This window comes from Methylobacterium phyllosphaerae (genome assembly GCF_001936175.1).
GTDB classification, from domain to species: domain Bacteria; phylum Pseudomonadota; class Alphaproteobacteria; order Rhizobiales; family Beijerinckiaceae; genus Methylobacterium; species Methylobacterium fujisawaense.
The window spans coordinates 751,861-771,120 of sequence record NZ_CP015367.1 but is presented as its reverse complement, the minus strand read 5'-3'; the positions used below and the strand labels follow the sequence as shown (position 1 = coordinate 771,120).

The following is a 19,260-nucleotide window of genomic DNA, read 5'->3' as shown; positions in this document are numbered from 1 at the left end:
GTCCCGCCTGGCCGAGCCGGGCGGGCTTTCCTCGATCCGGTCAAGGCGATCTACGCCATGCTTCAGGGTGGGGAGCAGTCACTGACACTACCAGTTGTTCGCCACCGTCTTGTGCGCGCCCGTCCCGCCATCTTGAATGGTGACGCCGGTGGTCGTACCCCCGACACCGTCAACGCCCTGGATGGTGTAATAATCTGAGGCGCCCGGCATCACGCGTACGGCGTGCGCTTGAAACGGCTTGCTTCCGAATAAGGCCCTAAACTCGCCGCCAGCCACGGTGAAATGCGAGATGCCGGGACCGAACGCGATGCCGGAGTTGCGGCCGGCCACGCCGCCGCCATCCGGGTTGCTGTTGTCGACCACAGTCGGAGCGATGATCCGGATGCCGTTGCCACAGGTGAAGATCATTCCGTCCAGCGTGTTCGCCACGGCGCGGTGCGCATTCAGTGTCAAGGCCTCGATAACACCGCCATCCTCGCATTGGGTCGCGATGCCGGCCTTCTTGTTCGCGGAGGTCCACGCGTTCGAGGCGCTGAAGCCGTAAATCGCTCCAGTGCCGGTCGGAGCGAGGAAAAGGCCGTAGCCCGAGCCGCTATCACCCAGGGCTGTGTTCGAGACGAAGGTCCACTTCACCGACTGATTGCTGCCGGGCTGCACGCAGGTACCGTGGCCGGACGCGGTGATGTCTGAGTCGGAGATCCAGGTTCCGCCAGACTGTGTGAGCCGCACCCCGCACTTTGCCTGGTCACCGCCGCCGGCAGTCGTGACGAGGCCGCGCAGGAAAGTATCCGAGCCTCCCGACACGGCGAAATGGTAGAGGACAGCCCCGTCTGACCGGCCACGCTCGAGCGCCACGTTGACTGTGTTCGGCCCGGTTACCTCAGCGCCGACAAAGGCCCCGGAGAACAAGAAGTCTGAGACACGGCAATTGGTGCAGTTCCGGAACAGCACGTAGTGCCCGCCGGTTTGGCGCCTTCCGCCCGCACCGTAGACGGCTAGCGCCTCGATCGCGACGTTGCTCACGTTCGATGGATCCGACGCCGAGAAGACGTCGCCGGTCGACGTGGCGGCGAAGACGGCCGTCGCGTTCATCCCTGCCCCTGACAAGCGGATGTTGCTCGGCAAGTTCACGCTGCCGATCCGGATGCTGCCGCCCGGAATCGTAACTTGGCCGCCCGCACCCGACATGGCGGCAGCAGTGATCGCCGCTTGCACTGCGGCGGTGTCGTCGGTCTTCCCATCCATCTTGGCGCCGAAACAGCTCACGTCCATGGGGCGACCAGGGGCAGCCTGCCACCATGAGCCTGACTTGTCGCGGATGGCGCCAGGACCGCTGGCCGCGCCTCGGACCATGGTGCAGCCCGCGCCGCGGTCGCCCGAGAGGGCGTAACCCGACAAGGTAACTGCCGAACTTGCCGTCAGCGGGCTCATACGCGCCAGGTCGGCTTGGGTTGGCGTGGTCAAGGGGCCTGCGTCCAGGCCTGCCGCCGGAGAGGCCGCCGCAAGGGGGGCGAACGTAAGGGCGATGCACTTGGAACTGATCTGACTCACGACTTCGCCTCACCGCTCCGCGCCCGGATCCCGATCCACACCCCGTCCTCACGATCGAACGGCAAACCACCATACCTTAACGCCTCGACAAAGATGCGGCTGCTTATCCGAGTTCGACGGCCGCTCCCTCCCGCGGCTCAAACGAAACGGCGATCCGGCAAACGATACCGGACGCATCGCTCAAGCCAACCTTTTCTCGATCCGTTGGGAAGAATCGGCGCTGAATGGCTCGACACCAGCCACCGGCGACCCAAGGGGAGGCTAATTAGTCGCCGGATCGATCCCGAGTATTAGATGCTTCGTCCGGTATATTTACTCGGTCAATTAAAATTCAGATTGGTCCATAGTAATATAACTCCCCAAATGGGTCACCACCCCCAAACGTCGTTGATGTGGTAGCCCAATCCCGGTAGGCAACCGCTCCGGATGTGATGATTCTCCACGAATGTATTCGAGTTTGAATCGATCGCTTGATGGAATCGGCGCTCTAGAAAGCTAGATATCTTACTTTTCTTGATACCATGTTCCCGCCAAACGCGGGCGATTTCCTCTCGTCCGACTGTCTCGAACAGGCGACTGGACTTAGCATCGTCATGCCAGCGATACGCACCCAGAAATCGGTTGACGCGCTTGAATTTGCCGAGCTTCATAAAGCGCACGAACAGATCGTAATCCATTGCGAATCGGAACGACTTATCGATGTTGCCAGCCCTCTCCCAGATCGACCGGCGCCAAAAAGTTGTTTCCTGAGGTATATAATCCCAGCGCGACATAAGATACGACGAATGAGTCGGCAAAATCCAATAATAAATCGCGATACCATTCGTGTCGATCGCCAGCCTGTGACTGTATAATACGTCGATATCGGGGTTGTTTCGAAAAAAGGCGTCGACATAGAATAGCGCGCGAGGGGCAAGCATATCGTCGCTATTCAGGTAAGCAAGTATATCTCCGCCGCTGGTCTCAAAGCCCTCCGCGACAGCTGCGGCCTGTCCCTCATCACGATGCGACCTAAAGTGAAAAAATTTGTCTCTGTATTTATCTATGACATCGATTGTAGAGTCTGTTGAGCCACCATCCATGAATATGTATTCTAGTTCCGGATAATTTTGTTCAAGTACGCTCCGGACCGTGCTCTCTACGAACTGCCCTTGATTAAAGGAGGGCGTCACGATGCTGATCTTGAGATGGTTCGACATGGTCCCTCAGGTACGGCGCTCTAAGACAACGAAAAGCTCGTCTCCTCTACCTCTCCAATCGAACAACTTTGCGATCGCGCCGAGTAAGTAGTCAGAGGCGTGCTGAGGATATGGCGGGCAGAAGTCGCCTGGGGAAGTGGGCAAAATTTTATGCAAAGGTGTGAATGAGGTCATGTATTCGATATTGTAATCCATGATTTCGGCGACAGCTTTGATGGAGCGGGAAGAATGCAGGTGCATGGGCATCCGGACGTGCAAGCGCTGCCAGCGAAGCCCAAGCAGGTCGAAGAGGAACGAGTTCGCATTGGGAACCCGGAAAACGACGCGCCCATGCGACGTCAGCCGATGCGACAACGCTCTCAGGCAGTCGAAGGGGGCATTCGCGATAAGAGAGGCCTGTTCAATGATGACTGCATCGAATTTGGCAGCCGCTCCAGTCAAGCAGACCTCTGTGCCTGAGGTCTGGCGGGCGTACAGAGAGTCCGCGTGGCCGAGCTTATGGCACGCTTCATCCGTCTCGATCGTGTAGATTTTCGATGTTCCGGAGCAGAATCGCGTCTGCACGTTAGGCTCATCCGTATCGTCAGTGATGAGCAGAATTTTTTCCGACCCGTGAAGATAGCTTTGCAGTTTCAGCGGAGGCAAATCTGATAGGGGTAGAGATAGTGGGTCAGCATCGTGCATCGTCTGCTTGCGATCCACCGTGTAACGGCTTGCGCAACGATCCAGCATTCTGCGCAGGAGAGAAAACGTGAGCGTGTCCGTTGTCAGAACGCTGCAGTGAGCATCCGTCCCGTTGCACAGCACATCACCGGTAGAGACAAAATCATCGTGTGTCGTGTCTACCCGGATCGGTGCAAGCTGGGAAATCAAAACTTTTGGGTAGACGGCGATGATGTCAGATTTTTCGTGGTGAACGACTCTGTTTACGTTGTCCGGGCGCCCAGTCTTGGTCAGCAAACTTGCGATGAAGGTCGTGGCAGGTGTGCGGTAGATAGGGCATATATTGTGATCCGGAAGAATTTGGCCAATAGGAGCTTCCGGCAACCTCGACGTTGCGAAGGGCAGAAGGAGGCGGCGATATCTTCTCGCTCGAGGCTGCCGGGATCGGGCAAATCTTCTGATTAGCAGAAACATGTGCCTGAGGTACAGAGAAGCCCATTTAAGCGGATGTATGAGCTCACGATATTGCTGCTTGATTTTAAGGAGCTCGCCGTAATAGGCGCCCATATCGCGACTGAGTTGCCGATCATGAACGGACGCGCTGCTGACATGGCCGAAGCAATACCGGAAGCGATATAACAAGGACAAGCGTAGCCAGAGTTCGGCGTCGCCTGCAAGTTTCATCATCCTATTTATTCCGCCGGCAAAATAATATGCCCGGCGTGTGAAGAAAACACTCGCTTGAAAGAGCACATGTCCGTGCCAAAGATCGATAAAATCTACGTCTTTTTGTTGCTTGTTTTGTGTTTTCCAGAATTCATTATTGACGCTTTCATCAAAATATATAACTTCGCAACCGGGGTTGCCCTTGAAGGCTTCGACAACTCTAGCCAACGCGCCTGGCTCGAACGTATCGTCCGCATTGAGGTAACAGAAAATGTCTCCGGTCGCGCGGTCGAAACCTTTTCCGACTGCATCGTACAGCCCTCGATCCTTCTCGGATATGAACGATTCAATCCTGTCGCCGTATTCTTGAACGATTTTTATCGTGTCGTCGGTCGAGCCTCCGTCAACGATGATGTATTCGACCTCGACATTCTCCTGATGCAGCACCGACTCGATGGTGGTCCGCAGCGTCAGTCCGCCGTTCAGAACTGGCGTAATGACCGAGACTTTGAGCCCCCGCGACTTGCGAGGTTTCGGCAGGATTCCAGATATAAAACTCGACAGTTTGTTGTCTTGGTGCTTGAGCAGGAGGTTTCTGACTCTGTTAGCGCAGCGATCCAACAAAAGCCGATCGCCGGCTCGAGGTAGAGTCGGCGGCGTCGTTTTCATATGATCTAAAAGCTTGCTCGATAATCGGTCAATTTGCGGGGGGAGGTATGAAAGGAGATTGTACGCTGCGCGGATCCGTTTCGCGTTGATAAGCTCGATCAGCTTCCCTTCGAAAGTCGATAGCGATTCGTTCGCGGTGATATGAGATTGTTCGGCATCGATCGTCTCGAGCTCTCGGAAAGAGGTTGTCGCTTTCTCCCAGCTGCCATCTCGCGCGCAGGCGAATATATGGAGCCGCAAGCCTCCGACCTGGAGCTGTGGGTTTTCCGAACCCGCCACCTTTCCGGCGCAGTCTCGCGCCTCGCTGAGTTGGCCGGCTTCGAAGTGGAGCCAGCCGAGATGCAGGTGCAAAGATTCGTTCTCGGGATGTAGACCTGTCGCGGTTTGGCAAGCCGTTATGGCGCCAGGCAGATTCTTCAGCTGTCTCTCGATCTCGATGAGGGCGACGCAGGCGCCGAATTTGTCGATCGATGCGTCAATGAGGGAGAGGGCGACCTCCCGCGCTGCCGCATACGCCCCTTCAGAGGCGAGGCTCTGAACCGAAGCCAGAGAGGGTGTGCTCGTTTCGCGGTCCATCGAGTCCACGCTAGATAAATCCCATGATGAGCTTCGGCTGGATGAGATCGCTAGCCAAGGTCCGAAGGAGGCGGCGTTCCGCGTCCGGCTCGCGCCGTTCAGCCCCGCCGGCTTGCGTGTTCTTCCAGAAGCCAGCCGTGGGTCTGGCGCAGGCCGTCCTCCAGGCCGATCGCCAGCCGTCAGCCCGAGTTCGACACGGCGTAACCCGTTGCGACCTCCACCTTCAAAACTCGATGTTCACATCACCCCGGAGAGTCCGGATCGTTCCAAGAGGAATTCGCACAGGCGCGGCGTCCTCACGGGCAGGAGTCGCGAACGATATTCCCGCCAGTTCCGCATGAACCGCGGCCGCGCGCAGGGCTGCGGCCTCGTTGCCGATGGCGGCCTCGAAACGGGCGATGGCCAACCAGACATCGGCGTCTAATGGCGCGGCCTCCCGCAGGACCCTGAACAGGGTGACGGCTTGTCCGGGGTCGCGCGTTAATCCGACGAACAGAGCGCAGGCGGCGACCGCGCCGAAAGGTATGTCGCTCCGAAGCCGGAGCAACCGGCAGAGATCGTCGATGCGGCCCGTCTGAGCCAGGGCCATGGCCAGCGGCAAGGGCGCCACGTCGAGATCCTCGACCGCGGCCGAAAGGGCGTGCTCTCCCTCAAGCGGCACGCCAAGGATGGCGCAGAGGATGAAGTTTTCCGAGAGCACGACGAGATCTCCTAGAGCCGGCCTGAGATCCCGGGCCGGGGCGCGGTTGTCGCCAATTCCTGAATGAGGTCTGCGATGGCGGCGGCGTATGCTGACCTGTGGCGCCGGGCAGATTCCGTGAGACCGGTCTCTCCGGCCCGGCGATCTGCGAGGTCCGCGTAGACCTCCGCGTGCCGGCCCAGATCCGCAACAGCGGCAAGGGATGGCAACGCGTCCGCGCCCTCCGTGCGCTGCAGCGCCCTCAACTCGGGCGAGAAGCGTGTGCGAAACGCCGAAAAGAAGCGTCGGTGAACCTCCTCCCCCCAAAGTTTCGGGTGGTCGAGGTGTCGCAGGACGGCGCCGACCGGAGAGTAGGCCTGAGAGCCGGCAAGGAGAAGTGTCATCGCCAAGGCGCGCCCCCACCCCGGCAGGCCGAGGGCGAACGGCTCGAAATCCAGTGCGGCGGAATGCCTGACATCGAACAGGACAGCTGATGGACCGCCGGAATCGAGTTCGCCGGCTTCGTCACAGGGATGGGCGACGTTGGCGCGGTTCAGAAACACCGCCATGTCTCTGTTCCGGCCTTCGCCGGCGACATGCAGAAGAAGGCCAGGGGCGGCGACCCGCACGTCCGCGCTGGCAATGCCGCCCCAGGTCACCCCGGCGCCCCGCAGGGCCCGGATCATCTCGGACACCGGTATCAACGGCCGCCCGCAGAGACCGCGCGCGTCGCGCTCAGCGACGATGACCGGCACATCCGGATATGCGGTTCGGACGGCGTCTGCCTCGTCGGCTGCGTTGACGCTGAAGACGTGGAAGCCGCTCGCCCGCCAACTCTCGATGCAGCGGTACTGATTCAGCCGACCAATCTCGCGCCCGCCAGTGATCCGGCGTTCGGGGTGCGGGGCCAGCGATGTGGCCAGGGTGGGGGGCGCCATCACGGTTCTGAATCCCGAGCTGCCGGCGCCGTCACCGCCGAGCGCAGCGCGGTGGCCAGCCGGGCGGAGTACGTGACCGTGTCGAAGAATGGAGCCGCGCGCATGCCCCGCGCGATGCCGACCTTGAATGCGGCCCAGGCGGAGAGATCCTCGGCGAGCGTGCAGGCCGTTCGCACATAACCATCGACGGAGTCCGCGACGTAGCGCGACAACCCCATCAGATCCAGCAAGTCGGCGGTCTGGTTCTCGCGCTGTGTTGGACCGCCCTTCGTGACGATCGGTATGTTCAAACGCAGGGCGTCCAGCGACGACAATCCGCCGCTGTGGGGAAAGCTGTCGAGGTAGATGTCGACCTCGGATAGAAGGTCGGCGACGACCCCCGCGTCCCGCCAGGGACCCGCCACGGTCACGCGCGCGGGATCGACGCCCCGGGCGATGAGCTGATCGCTGAAGCGGCGCAGGAAGCGCCGACCCGCAAAATCGGAACTCCAGTTTGGGTTGAACGGGTACAGCACGAGTCGGCTATTCTGCGTCGCGGCCAAGATCTGCGCCCACGTATCGGTGAGATCAGGATGGATTTTATAGAAATTGGCTCCGCTGCCGAACAGTGTGACCGTCGACGGGTCGCGCAGGCGCTGGAAGGAAAGCTTCGCGCTGCGGTACTCTCCCCCCTCGTCTTGGCGGTCGAACACGAGGCACGATCCCGGCAGGCGCACGAGCGCCTCGGTGTAGCCGTCTTGTGGCCTCTCGGCTCTCTCCGAGAGTAGGCCGGAGATGTAGAGGTCGATGGCCGGGAATGCCGTCGTGACCACGGCACACAGGTTGACCGCTTGCCACCGCGCCAGCCGCAACGTCGCGAGGGCGATGTAGTCGTTGTAGCCGTGCGTGACGTTCGTCATGAACATCAGGCAATCCAAGTCGAGGGCCGCGATCGCCTCGGCCTGCTCGGTCAGTCCGCGCCGTCGGCTGAGATCGACGACCTCATGGCTCAGCGCGGCAATCCGGCCCTCCATCGTCCGCCGATCCTTCGTCGCGGGGCGGTTATGGTGGATGATCGAGACGACGTGGAAGCCGTGGTCCTGTAGCCGGTCGACGGACGCCGCGCCGACGATATTCTCCGTGCGCCAGTCGGTATCGGCCCAGAGCAGCCCGATCCGTATCGTCGAGCCGGCCACCAGCACGTCGGCCTGACTTGTTTCGGCGGGATCGAGGCCATGTCGGCGCTTGAGATAGGCGCGGATCAGGCGGCTCTTTGCCCGCGCGTGCTCGACGAGCATCCCCTCGCACGAGTAGACGATGCCGCCACCGATCGAGCGGACGCTGTGTTCCAGAAACGTGTCGAGCGGACTGGTGCCTGTCTCGATCCGGTCGGCGAGCGCCGTGCAAAGCGTGGCGCCGTAAGCGACGTAGCGGGCCCGTTGGGCGTCCGTCTCGAAGCACCGCGGTTGCCACGTCGCGTAGATCAAGAGGATGTTGTCGAAGCGTTCCTGCCCGACGAAATGCTCAAGGTTGTCCAGCTCGAAAGGGGGATGCAGGAACATGCCGCCGAGCAGCCGGCGGGGATCATGTGGGTCGAGCGCGGCCCAGGCGTCCCGGACGCGCGCCGACGGAGCCGGAAGCTGCAGAATCGCGTCGAGAACGCGGGGCTCATGGGCGATCGCGAAGAAAACCGCGCCGGCCTCTATGGCGAGCAGCGCCAAAGCCGACTCGGCTCGGTGATGGCTGACGAGCCCGACCCAGCGATCGCGCGCGTCAGCAGCAAGCCTCGCATCAGCCGGCGCGCCGCCGGCGAGCCAGACGCGCAGGCACGCGTGCAGTTCCCGCAGGCTGCCCGCGAGCACCTGCTCCGTGATGTTGAGGCTCATGAGGTGGCGCCGGGCCCGTCCGAGACCGGGATCAGGCCGGCCACGTCCCGCCCCGCGAAATACGACAGCAGCGCCGCGCGCACGATGAGCCGGTTGCGCGCGAGCGCCTCGGGAGCGATCGGCCGGACGCGCAGCAACGAGACGCCGATTGAGAGCGTGCGCGCATCGTTGGGATTGGGCTGCTTGGCGAAGGGGGCGCATAGCTCGATCTCAGTTAGGCTCTCCGCCACTTCGTTCCGCTCGGGCTCCACTCTGCCCGCGGCACAGGCCGGGCGCGCCGGCAGCCGGACGACATACATGCGGACCTGGTCGACTGCGAGGACCGCGTCGACGGGCTGCCCATCCACGCGGAACGTCACCGCGTCCCAGCACGCGTGGTCCACGATATGTGGAACATACACGCTCAACTCCAGGTCGATGCTGCGGTCCAGGATTGCGGTGACCCGCGCCGTCGTGGCGCTGCCCATCCACCGGAAGCACACACCCTCGAAGATTTCCGAGGGGTACCAGCCTGCACCGGCCAGCGTGCTGTCGAACGGTATGTCCGCCTCGATCGGTAGATCGAGGCCCGAGTCCCAAGAGACGGTACCGGGTTCCCGCTCGTGGCTCCTACTCAGCGTAACCGTGGCTGCGCTCACTGAACGGAACTCCCCACCGATTGCGGCGCGGTGGCCACGTCCTTTCGCCAAGACGTCGGTCGATCCGGCGCCTCCCTGCGGGCTGCCACGCGCTCGAACGCTTCGACGTGGCGCGCGGCACAGACCTCCCAGGTGAAGTGCCGGCTGCGGAGTTCCGCTTCCCGGGCGAGCGTGGCGTGAAGGGCCGGGTCGGTCACCAGACGTTCCACCGCCACCGCTATCGCGATCGGATCGGTCGGATCGACCAGGAGCGCTCCCGAGCCTGCAATCTCGGCCATGCTCGAACCGTTGGACGTCACGACGGGCGTGCCGCAAGAGAAGGACTCGACGATCGGGAAACCGAAGCCTTCGGCGAGCGACGGGAACACCGTGCAGACAGCCCCTGAATAAAGGTCCCAGAGCTGCTCATCCGGTACACGGCCGAGGAACGTGATGCGAGCCGCGTCGGCCTCTGCTAGATCGGTCAAACCCTCCGCGGTGATCGACCACCCGGCCTGACCAACGACGACCATCCGGAGATCCTGGACTGCCGCCGATCTCAGATGCCGCATGGCCGCGATTACTGTACGCAGATTTTTGCGCGGCTCGATTGTTCCGACGCAGATGAAATAGGGTTTCCCATCGAGCCCGATGTGGCTCACCGACGCGGTATCTCCGTCGTTGCCGGACCTCCGAACTACGCCGAGATGCGCGACAGATGAGGTGGCCGGCAAAGTCGGGAAGGTCGTGCGTAGTGCGTCTTCCGTAGCCGCCGAGATGCACAGAACGTGGTCGGCTTGAGCGAGATAGCGAAGTTGCCCATTGAAATTAGCAATCGCTGCCGCCGAAAACCAGTCCGGGTTCGTAAGCGGAAATAGATCACAGACGGTGAATACTTGTGGGAGCGCCTCGAAGCGCTGATCCACGCCCGCGAACGGGAAATAGGGATAGAACACCACGCCGGTCCGGGGCCGGAGGCCGTGCTCAGCGAACGTGGCTCCCGCGAGGAGTCCCGCGCGCAACTCTGTCGCGCTCTCCTCGAGCTGCGGCGCATGGAATAGCCTCAAATCGATCCGCGCGTTGCGTGCCAGCTCCTGCATGACGTTCTGCACGTAGCGGTGAACACCCGTGGCGGCCTTCGGGTCGGTCACTGCCATGCATAGAACGTCGACGTTCAAATACACGGTGAGGGCATCTGAACGTTCGACGCCCGAACCGATCCCTGCAGGCACGTCGGTGAGGGCTCTTGCCTCAGCCCGGGTCGGTAAGCGGCCCGCCTCGATATACGCCGCCAGAAGTCGCCGTTCGGCCGGAGTCAAGGTTTCGGCTGAATTATTCTCCTTGGCGAGATAAGCCAACAGGAACGCCGCGTGCGCATGCCGAGCGTATCTTGCCTCGGGGCGGGCGAGGATCTCGCGGACGATATCGCGCCGATCGCAGCCGGACCGGATCGCGTCGGTATGCCGCGTGCGCTCCGCCTCGAACTCGAGCCGCCGGAGTAAGGTGGGGTAAAGCAGGGCCAGGAAAGCCGATTCGGAGAGTCCGAGCAGGATATCTAGATCCTCGGCCGCGCGCATAGCTGGATCTGATGGCGGGAAGAAATCGGCACAGCTAACCCTGCGACTCCCGACCGGCGTGTCGATCAGTTTCACAACCCGCAGGAGACGCGACCACGTCCGGACGCTCGGTTCTTTGACGAAGAGCGCGAAGTATCGCACCAATGCCCGCGCCTTCATCTCGTCAGGGCAATAGGTGTTTATGATAAAGACGAGTGGTCGAGCATAGTTCGCTGACCGGAAGGAGAACAAACGTTGGTTGCGGGCCGCGAAAATTCCGTCTCCGGCGTCCGTGAATCGATTGTATAGCCGCGCGCTCGGCGCGACCCAACGCTCGATGCCAGCCAGCTCAGCGCGCATCGTAAACTCGCTGTCGGCGTGATAATGCGGCAGGTGGCGGACGTCGTATAAACCGATCTCCTCGAAGACCGAGCGGTGGATTAACGTGCCGTTACCGCACAGATAATCCGCCACGATAAGCCCTTCGGGCGAGAGCGGGATCTGTTCAAGTGCATCGTCCCAGGCCCCGGCCATCGCGGTCTGCACGAAGGACCCTGAACTCCAGTTGTTGTAGGCACCCACCCCCCAAAGACGCCCTGGCGTGTCAGCGAAGGCGATCACGCTTCCCACGATGCGCGCCTTGGCGCGCTCCGCGGCGTCGACGATGGTCTTCAAGAAATTGGGGGGGATGATCGCGTCGTCGTTGATCGTCAAGATGTAGTCGCACCCGTCCGCCAATGCGCGGGCGACACCAATGTTGGTCGCAGCTGTCCAGTAGGCGGAGTCGGGCGCCGAGAGGACCGTGCAGCCGGCAGTATCGAGTCTTCTGAGCGCCTCCGGCGTTCCGTCGGTCGAGTTGGAATCTACCGCATAGAACCGGAAGAGTGGGTAATCCTGCCCGTCGAGCATCCGTGCGAAGTCCACCGACCAAGCGCGTCGGTTGCGCACCGGTGTCACCACGCCGACGAGAGGATATTGTGCTAGGGGCCTTGCCGCCGGTGCTTTATCTTCAACTGGCGCCCAAGCCTTGACCGGCAGATGCGCGGGGTTGGGCAAGCGGCCCTCGGCGTGACCACGGACGGCATAGTGCTGAGCCGGATCGAGGCCAGTTTCAAGCACGTCGGGGTAGCGCGCCACGTACCATTCCGGATCGACCTCCTGCCGCCGCGCGTGCCTGGTGGCCGCCTGGGCGCTCGGGAGTCGGCCTTCGGCATGGCCAGCAAGGGCATAGTGTTCGGCCGGGTCGACGCCTGCCGCTGCAACGTCGGGGTAAGCGGCGAGGTACCAGGCGGGGTCAACTTCCCCCATAAGCTCCCGCCCGGCCTCGCGGGCGTGGCGAGCCGCGGCCGCGGCGTTGGGATGGCGGCCTTCGGCGTAGCCAGCAAGAGCGTAGTGTTCGGCCGGGTCGGCGCCTGCCGCTGCGACGTCGGGGTAAGCGGTGAGGTACCAGGCGGGGTCAACTTCCCCCATAAGCTCCCACCCGGCATCGCGGGCGTGGCGAGCCGCGGCCGCGGCGTTGGGATGGCGGCCCTCGGCTTTGCCGGAGAGGGCGTAGTGTTCGGCCGGGTCGGCGCCTGCCGCTGCGACGTCGGGGTAAGCGGTGAGGTACCAGGCGGGGTCAACTTCCCCCATAAGCTCCCACCCGGCATCGCGGGCGTGGCGAGCCGCGGCCGCGGCGTTGGGATGGCGGCCCTCGGCTTTGCCGGAGAGGGCGTAGTGTTCGGCCGGGTCGGCGCCTGCCGCTGCGACGTCGGGGTAGGCGGCCAGGTACCAGACCGGGTTAACTTCCGCCGCCAACTTCCCCTCGGCCTCGCACGCGTGGCGAGCCGCCGCTGCGGCGTTGGGAAACCGTCCCTCCGCCCGGCCATAGCGGATGTAATGCTCCGTCGGATCCAGGGCCGCCTTCGCTACATCGCCGTTGATGGCGAGATACCAATCGGGATCGACGGCCTCTTCGTGGGGCGGCGGTCCTGCGGGCTCCGGCCCGCCATCTGTCTCACGCAATCCAGCCATCGCAAGCTCTTTGCGGACCTATTGGCCCAATCCCACCCCGAAGTCGAGGTGTCCATGTCTGCTAGAGAGCATCACCCGTCTCGTGAGGAACACCGGTCTGCGGCCGCACGATCGGCACGCGCAGTCGCGCGTAGCGCGTGCAGTAGGCGGACAGAAAACCCACCGTGCCGTTCCGAAGACCCCGCGCCGAGGCGCGCCGAAGCAGCACATCACGGATGGCCAAGCTGGTGCCGCGCCTTTGCTGGTACGCGATCACACCTTCCTGTTCGCTGGGCTCCCTCTCAAGCTTGCAATCCTGCATCTGCGTGTCGGGCTCGGCGCAGTCCGCCTTTGTAAACAGGCGCAGCGCCGACACCACACTCCGCACCGCGGTGGCGCTGTACGCACTGAGCCGGTCCCGGTACGCTGTGACTAGCTGAAACTCTGCGTGGTCGTAGCGGGTCGCAAAATCCGCGACTGCGGTGTCCAGGGACGCCGGGTCGCTGGCGTCGAAAAGGATGAGCTTGGCGGCCGCGCCGAAGAAGGAGGACAAGTCCGGATCGTCGACCAGAGCGATATCTAGGCCGACTGTCACAACTGCGTCCGCGCCGAAGGCGCGCGCGTGCCAGGCGTGGATGTCCCCCGCCTCGCGCAAATGGGCGCGGTCAGCCTCCGTCAGCCTCCCGTATGCGACGAAAACGGCAAGCTCGTTGTAGCGCGGCGGAGTAAACCGGCTCGCGGGCGGGAGAGCGCGAGTTGTTTTGGCTGCAACGGCCGCGTCAATGGCGTCGGCAAGGTCTGCGACCATCTTCTCGGACGAGAAATCCCGCGCACGTTCGAGCCCTCGATTTACCAAATCCTTCCGCGTCTCGGTCCCGGTCCAAAAGGCCGCAATATCGTCGGCGAGCGCTAGAGCGTTGGACGCGTTGTCCATATAGGTCACCGCCGCACCGCAGATCTCCGGCACCGCGGCGGCCGGATTGGCCAAGACAGGGACGCCCAGTGCCATCGCGTCGACGAGCGGGATGCCGAAACCCTCATACAGGCTCGGGAACACCATGCCGCGGCTTAAGATCACGAGGTCGAGGAGCGCGGCCTCATCCAAGAAACCGTGCAGATCCACCAGATCATCGACGCCGAAAGCAGCGGCGACACGGCCGAGCCGCTCCTTCTCGGCGGTTTGCCCCGAAGTGTTGGTCAGCGCCACTGGAACGCTCAGGCCGCGCCGCTTGAGGATGGCGATCGCTTGAATCAAGATGTCATGATTCTTGTGCGGCCAGGGCACGGCGGGATAAATAAGATAAGATGCCTCGTCACCGACCTCCGCACGCTTGGCTCTCACGGCTTCCGCGTCAAGGCCGCTGTCCTCGGCCATAAAGCCGGCCAAGTGGACGACGGAGACACGATCGACTCCGTAGAAGTCCGCAAGATTATCGCGCTCGTACTCGGAGATCGCCACGAGCCAATCCGATCGGTCGATTGCGTAGCCGTACTCGGCCAACCGCCCTGCCATCTGCTCCTCAGTATAGAGCCAGGGCATGCGTAGGTGCTGGAGATCGAGAACGAAGCTGATAACGGCGATCTTCGGATCGATGAGCGTCGGCCTGAGTCCGTTCAGAGGGTCGACATAGCACTCGCACCAGGAAAGGAGGCGCCGCAGGCTCGCGTTGCTGTCGTCGTCCACGACCTCGAAGCTGACCGTCGGGAAGGCTGGTATCAGGCTGCGCCAATGGTGGGGTATCGCCACCCGCAACTGCACACGCCGCGGCAGATGCGCCAAGAGGGCCAGAGCGAGGCGGCCGGCACCGCCTGCCCCCTTCTCGCTCGGCAGGAGCCGCACGAGGTTCAGCAGGACGCGCGGTCCCGCCGCACCGAGGGTCACACCGGTCATGGCCGTCGCTCGGATATCGCCCCTCGACGGAGCCGGGTTCCGGGCTCCGCTGCGCCGGCGGTCAGGATCCGGACCCCGCCGTCGCCTCGCTTGATGGCAGCTCTCACCATGACTCTTCCCGCACCATCGCGCCCGCCCAACCCAAGCGCCGCGCGGGTCTCTAAGACTTAGGTAGCTGACCTGTCAAAGCGGCGTCCGCCAACGAGGCGAGCCAGCAGCGCGACATTCCAATCCTCGCACAACCATATCGTCGGCTACACGAGGCCTTGCTCAACCGATCCCCGACCCGACCGGTTTGTAGGACATTGCCGACGCACTCGCACACGGCGGTACCCTGCAGGACGCGGCACATAACATCGTCACCTCAGCCGAATTCACCAGCGGCCACCCGCAGATGAGGAACCCACAGTACGTCTACTCGCTCTACAAGCACGCGCTGGGTCATACTGACGTCCTCCTGACCCTGACCCAGCAAACTGGTCCGCGCCGAGCGCAAGTTTTTCGGGTGTGTTTCGGCGTGGAATAAGGGTTCTTCCGCAGGTTCGGTGCTGAGCGCCTTGTGAAGCGTTGATCCCTGGGGTGGCGGAGGGAGAGCGCGATGCGGATCTCGAACCCGTTATTGCCCTCGGTTTCAGAAGGTGTGCAGGTCGACGAGCTTGCGCTGAACGCCGATGCGCTGACGATCACGGCCAGGACGACCGCAGCCCGCGCAGCCTGCCCGCAGTTTGGGCGATGGTCGGCCCGGGTGCATAGCTCGTACTGGCGAACCCTGAAGGACCTGCCCTGGCAGGATCGCTCGGTCACGTGGCGGGTGAAGGTGCGCCGCTTCCGCTGCAGCCATTGTCCGGGCCGCATCTTTGCCGAGCCTGTTCCCGGCCTCGCACGTGCGAGGGCACAGCGCAGCGATCGCTTGGCCGAGGCGCAGACCGATATCGGCATGGCGCTCGGCGGCGAGGCCGGCGCCCGCTTGTCGCGACGGCTTGCCATGCCGGTCAGCGGCGACACCGTCCTGCGGCTGATCCGCCGTTGCAAGAGCGCAGGGTGCGCGTCCGCGCGTGTGGTCGGGATCGACGACTGGGCTTGGCGGCGGGGCCGGCGCTACGGCACGATCGTCTGCGATCTGGAACGGGGTCGCGTCCTTGATCTCCTGCCCGGCCGCGCCTGCGAGCCCGTGCGGGATTGGCTCGCTGCGCATCCCGGCATCGCCGTCGTCAGCCGGGATCGAGCGGGGCCGTACGCCGAGGCTGCGCGGCTCGGCGCGCCGCAGGCGATCCAGGTCACGGACCGCTGGCACCTTCTCGTCAACGCTTCCGAGGCGCTGCGTTCACGCGTCGAGCGGCATCAGGCAGAAATCCGGGAGGCCGCCCGCCAGGCAGCGTTCCAAGACGCTCCAGCCGCCATGGTCGCGCTCGCTCCTGCTGACCTGCCTCCGGAGCAGGATAATGGGCACGGGGGCGGCCGGCGACGACAGCGCTGCGAGGCGGCGCTACGCCTGCACGGTGAGGGCGTGGCGATCAAGACGATCGCGCGCACGCTCGGCGCCTCCCGCAACAGCGTACGACGCTAGCTGTGCGTGGGAGCGTTCGTGCCCTATCGCCGGGCGCCGGCCCCGAGCCGGCTCGATGCTCATCTGCGCTTTGTCGAGGTGCGCTGGCAGGAGGGTCAGCACAACGCGGCGGGCCTGTATCGCGAGCTTCGCGCCATCGGCTTCGAGGGCGGCTACGAGATCGTCCAGCGCTGGGCGAAGCGACGGCGCCGGGGCCTTCCAACTCGACCGCCCTCGGCCCGCATCCCGTCGACACGCCGCATCGCGCGGTGCCTGATAAGCGATCCGGCCAGCCTTCCGCCCGCGGATCGCCGCTTCATCGCAGCGCTGTGTGCTCTTGCGCCCAGGCTGCAGGCCGCGGCCGAGCAGGTACGCGGCTTCGGGGCAATCCTGCGCGCCCGCGATCCGGCCGCATTGAAGCCGTGGCTGGAGGCGGCCGCCGCGAGTGAACTCGGTGGCTTCGTCGCCGGGCTGCGGCAGGACGAGGCCGCTGTCCACGCGGCCATCGGCGACCCGTGGAGCAACAGGGCGGTCGAGGGGCAGGTGAACCGCCTGAAGCTGATCAAGCGCTCCATGTACGGCCGCGCCGGCCTCGACCTGCTCCGGCAGCGCGTCCTTCACGCCGCGTGAGGCGGAGCAGAAACCGCCCGACAAACCAGACCGAGCGCCTCCCACCGTCAGCACCGAACCTGCGGAAGAGCCCCGTTCCGATGCCGTTTGACATTCGGGCATCCTGAACCCTGAAGGAGGGTGGATGCCATGCCTCGCAAACGCTTCACGAACGAGCAGATCGCCTTTGCCCTTCGGCAGGCGGAGAACGGCGCGACAGTGGACGAGGTCAGCCGGAAGATGGGCGTGTAGGAGCCGACGTTCTACCGCTGGAAGAAGCAGTTCGTCGGCATGGGCGTGCCGGAGATCCGCTGGCTCAAGCAGCTGGAGGACGAGAACAGCAAGCTCAAGCGACTGGTGGCCGACCTGACGCTGGACCGCTCCATGCTGCAGGATGTGCTCAAGCGAAAGTGGTGAGGCCCGCCGTTCGCCGCGAGGTCGTCGGTCACCTGCAGGTGGCCTACGACATCAGCGAGCGTCGGGTCTGCCAAGCCACCGGTTTCGGCCGCTCGTCCCAGCGTTACAGGAAGCGCTCCGACCCGCAGGTGACGCTGCGCATGCGGCTGAAGGAACTCGCTGCCGCACGGGTGCGCTACGGCTACCGAAGGCTGCACATCCTGTCGCGACGGGAGGGCTGCGAGGTGAACCACAAGCGCACCTACCGGATCTACCGTGACGAGGGACTGTCGATCCGGCCTCCTCCGCCCCACGGTTGCTTGAGACACCCCGTTAGCGGACGGTCTCCGCCTCAGGGGTGAGAACGATGACGACGAATTCAGGAGCGGTTGCCGGTGCGGTCGGACCTGGCCGGGGTGGGCGCATGTCCCGGCAGCGCAAGCGGGACGCGGTGTTGCGGTTTCTGCGTGGTGAGGACCTGGAGAGCGTCTCGCGCGGCCTGGGCGTGACGGCGGCGACCTTGTCGGGCTGGCGCGATGCTTTCCTGACGGCGGGCGAGGCCAGCCTGTCCACCCGGCCCCTCGATGCGGACGCTCTGGAGAGCGGGCGTCTCAAGGCCAAGCTCGGCGAGATGCTGCTGGAGCGCGAGTTGCTGGAGGCCAAGGTCGCCGCCCTGGAGGCGCGTGGCTACGGCCCTTTGGTCCGCAGGCGGTCGCGGCCATGAGCCGGACCGTCTCGCCCGCCAGCGGGAGCGTCTACGGGCTGGCTCGGGTGTGTCGGATCTGGCGCGTGTCACGCGCCACCGTCCACCGGTATCTCTCACCGCCTCGCTCGGAGGCCGCACTCGATCCGGCGTGGCGGCTCGGCCCGGTCGGGGCGATGCCGGATACGGCACTGCTCCTGCGGATCCGCGCCATCCTGACCTGCAGCCCCTTCCACGGCGCGGGCCACCGTAAGGTCTGGGCACGGCTGCGCATGAAGCGCGTGCGCACCTCCAAGCGCCGGGTGCTGCGCCTGATGCGTGCCCACGACCTGTTGGCCCCCACGCGGGTCGGCACGCCGCGCGGTCCGCGCAACCACGACTGCCCCATCATCCCGGAGTGGGTCGACACGATGTGGGGCACCGAGCTGACCACCACCTGGACCGCGGAGGGGCAGGTCGCGGTGTTCGTGGCCATCGATCACTGGTCGGCCGAGTGCGTCGGTATCCATACGGCGCGTCGGGCCACGCGCTTCGAGGCGCTGGAGCCGATCCGCCAAGGGGTGCGGCAGCGCTTCGGCGGCTTCGCGGCCGAAATCGCCTCCGGCCTGAGCGTCCGGCACGACCACGGAAGCCAGTACATGGCGGACGCCTTCCAGGCAGAACTCGCGTTCCTGGGCATCGCGAGTTCGCCCGCCTTCGTGCGCGGCCCGGAGGGGAATTGATGCGCCGAGCGCTGAATCCGTATCCTCAAGGAGAATCTGCTGTGGATCAAGCACTTCGCTACGGTCGAGGATCTGCGCCACGCACTGCTGGCGTTCCGGGATGCCTATAATGAGACGTGGCTGATCGAGCGACACGGGTTCCGCCCACCCGCCGCAATCCGCGCCGCACAGCTTCCACAGGCGGCCATCGCCGCGTAGGCTTTAAATCGGTGTCTCACAATCCGCGGGCGATACATCCGTGCGCGTACACATCCCCGAACCGTTCGTCAGAGCGGTCGATCTTGCGCGGCCGCGTTGTTGACAGCGGACATCAGAGCGGTGTCGCACGTCATGGGCACACACGGACTCTCGGCAGCGCCGACGCCATCTGTCACGGCCGATTCGGCTTCGGCTTCTGGAGCGCTACGCCGATGCCACAGCGG

The 19,260-nt window shown here is 64.0% G+C and carries 9 protein-coding genes and 3 pseudogenes; 3 read left to right on the top strand and 9 right to left on the bottom strand.

What is annotated here, in order from left to right:
- Positions 1 to 87: 87 nt before the first annotated feature.
- From MCBMB27_RS03605 to MCBMB27_RS03565, 9 genes are all read right to left on the bottom strand, one after another.
- A complete protein-coding gene (locus MCBMB27_RS03605) occupies positions 88 to 1,464 on the bottom strand; it encodes a glycosyl hydrolase family 28-related protein (RefSeq protein ID WP_139231703.1) in 1,377 nt (458 codons plus the stop codon).
- A gap of 455 nt (positions 1,465 to 1,919) precedes the next feature.
- Positions 1,920 to 2,750, bottom strand: a complete 831-nt coding sequence (locus tag MCBMB27_RS03600) for a glycosyltransferase family 2 protein (RefSeq protein WP_075379875.1) — start codon at positions 2,748 to 2,750, stop codon at positions 1,920 to 1,922.
- A 6-nt stretch (positions 2,751 to 2,756) separates the two neighbouring features.
- Complete coding sequence (locus tag MCBMB27_RS03595) at positions 2,757 to 5,324, bottom strand: glycosyltransferase family 2 protein (protein WP_236952979.1); 2,568 nt, start codon at positions 5,322 to 5,324, stop codon at positions 2,757 to 2,759.
- A gap of 223 nt (positions 5,325 to 5,547) precedes the next feature.
- Entirely contained in the window at positions 5,548 to 5,934 is a 387-nt protein-coding gene (locus tag MCBMB27_RS03590; protein WP_159020293.1) for a hypothetical protein, read from the bottom strand.
- A 101-nt stretch (positions 5,935 to 6,035) separates the two neighbouring features.
- On the bottom strand, positions 6,036 to 6,941 hold the full coding sequence (locus MCBMB27_RS03585) for a hypothetical protein (RefSeq protein ID WP_075379872.1): 906 nt from the start codon (positions 6,939 to 6,941) through the stop codon (positions 6,036 to 6,038).
- Positions 6,941 to 8,806 (bottom strand): O-linked N-acetylglucosamine transferase family protein, encoded by a 1,866-nt coding sequence (locus MCBMB27_RS03580; protein ID WP_075379871.1) that lies wholly within the window; start codon positions 8,804 to 8,806, stop codon positions 6,941 to 6,943. The genes MCBMB27_RS03585 and MCBMB27_RS03580 overlap by 1 nt, the downstream gene beginning before the upstream one ends.
- Positions 8,803 to 9,444 (bottom strand): hypothetical protein, encoded by a 642-nt coding sequence (locus MCBMB27_RS29375; RefSeq protein WP_075379870.1) that lies wholly within the window; start codon positions 9,442 to 9,444, stop codon positions 8,803 to 8,805. Before MCBMB27_RS29375 ends, MCBMB27_RS03580 begins: the two co-directional genes overlap by 4 nt.
- Positions 9,441 to 12,992: a glycosyltransferase gene (locus MCBMB27_RS03570; RefSeq protein ID WP_075379869.1), complete on the bottom strand. Its 3,552-nt coding sequence runs from the start codon at positions 12,990 to 12,992 to the stop codon at positions 9,441 to 9,443. Before MCBMB27_RS03570 ends, MCBMB27_RS29375 begins: the two co-directional genes overlap by 4 nt.
- Positions 12,993 to 13,053: 61 nt before the next feature.
- Positions 13,054 to 14,862: a glycosyltransferase gene (locus MCBMB27_RS03565; RefSeq protein ID WP_075379868.1), complete on the bottom strand. Its 1,809-nt coding sequence runs from the start codon at positions 14,860 to 14,862 to the stop codon at positions 13,054 to 13,056.
- Between the two features lie 619 nt (positions 14,863 to 15,481).
- On the opposite strand from MCBMB27_RS03565, the pseudogene MCBMB27_RS03560 reads away from it, so the two are divergent.
- From MCBMB27_RS03560 to MCBMB27_RS03540, 3 pseudogenes are all read left to right on the top strand, one after another.
- Positions 15,482 to 17,038 (top strand): annotated as a pseudogene (locus MCBMB27_RS03560) (ISL3 family transposase).
- 129 nt (positions 17,039 to 17,167) lie between these two features.
- Positions 17,168 to 17,724, top strand: a pseudogene (locus tag MCBMB27_RS29040) (transposase); the annotation flags it as partial.
- Positions 17,725 to 17,780: 56 nt separating this feature from the next.
- Positions 17,781 to 19,036, top strand: a pseudogene (locus tag MCBMB27_RS03540) (IS3 family transposase).
- Positions 19,037 to 19,260: the final 224 nt, after the last annotated feature.

Excerpts from the sequence above, each read along its gene's own strand:
- MCBMB27_RS03600 (WP_075379875.1), bottom strand. The coding sequence starts at position 2,750 with ATGTCGAACCATCTCAAGATCAGCATCGTGACGCCCTCCTTTAATCAA.
- MCBMB27_RS03595 (WP_236952979.1), bottom strand. The coding sequence starts at position 5,324 with ATGGACCGCGAAACGAGCACACCCTCTCTGGCTTCGGTTCAGAGCCTC.
- MCBMB27_RS03585 (WP_075379872.1), bottom strand. The coding sequence starts at position 6,941 with ATGGCGCCCCCCACCCTGGCCACATCGCTGGCCCCGCACCCCGAACGC.
- MCBMB27_RS03580 (WP_075379871.1), bottom strand. The coding sequence starts at position 8,806 with ATGAGCCTCAACATCACGGAGCAGGTGCTCGCGGGCAGCCTGCGGGAA.
- MCBMB27_RS03570 (WP_075379869.1), bottom strand. The coding sequence starts at position 12,992 with ATGGCTGGATTGCGTGAGACAGATGGCGGGCCGGAGCCCGCAGGACCG.
- MCBMB27_RS03565 (WP_075379868.1), bottom strand. The coding sequence starts at position 14,862 with ATGACCGGTGTGACCCTCGGTGCGGCGGGACCGCGCGTCCTGCTGAAC.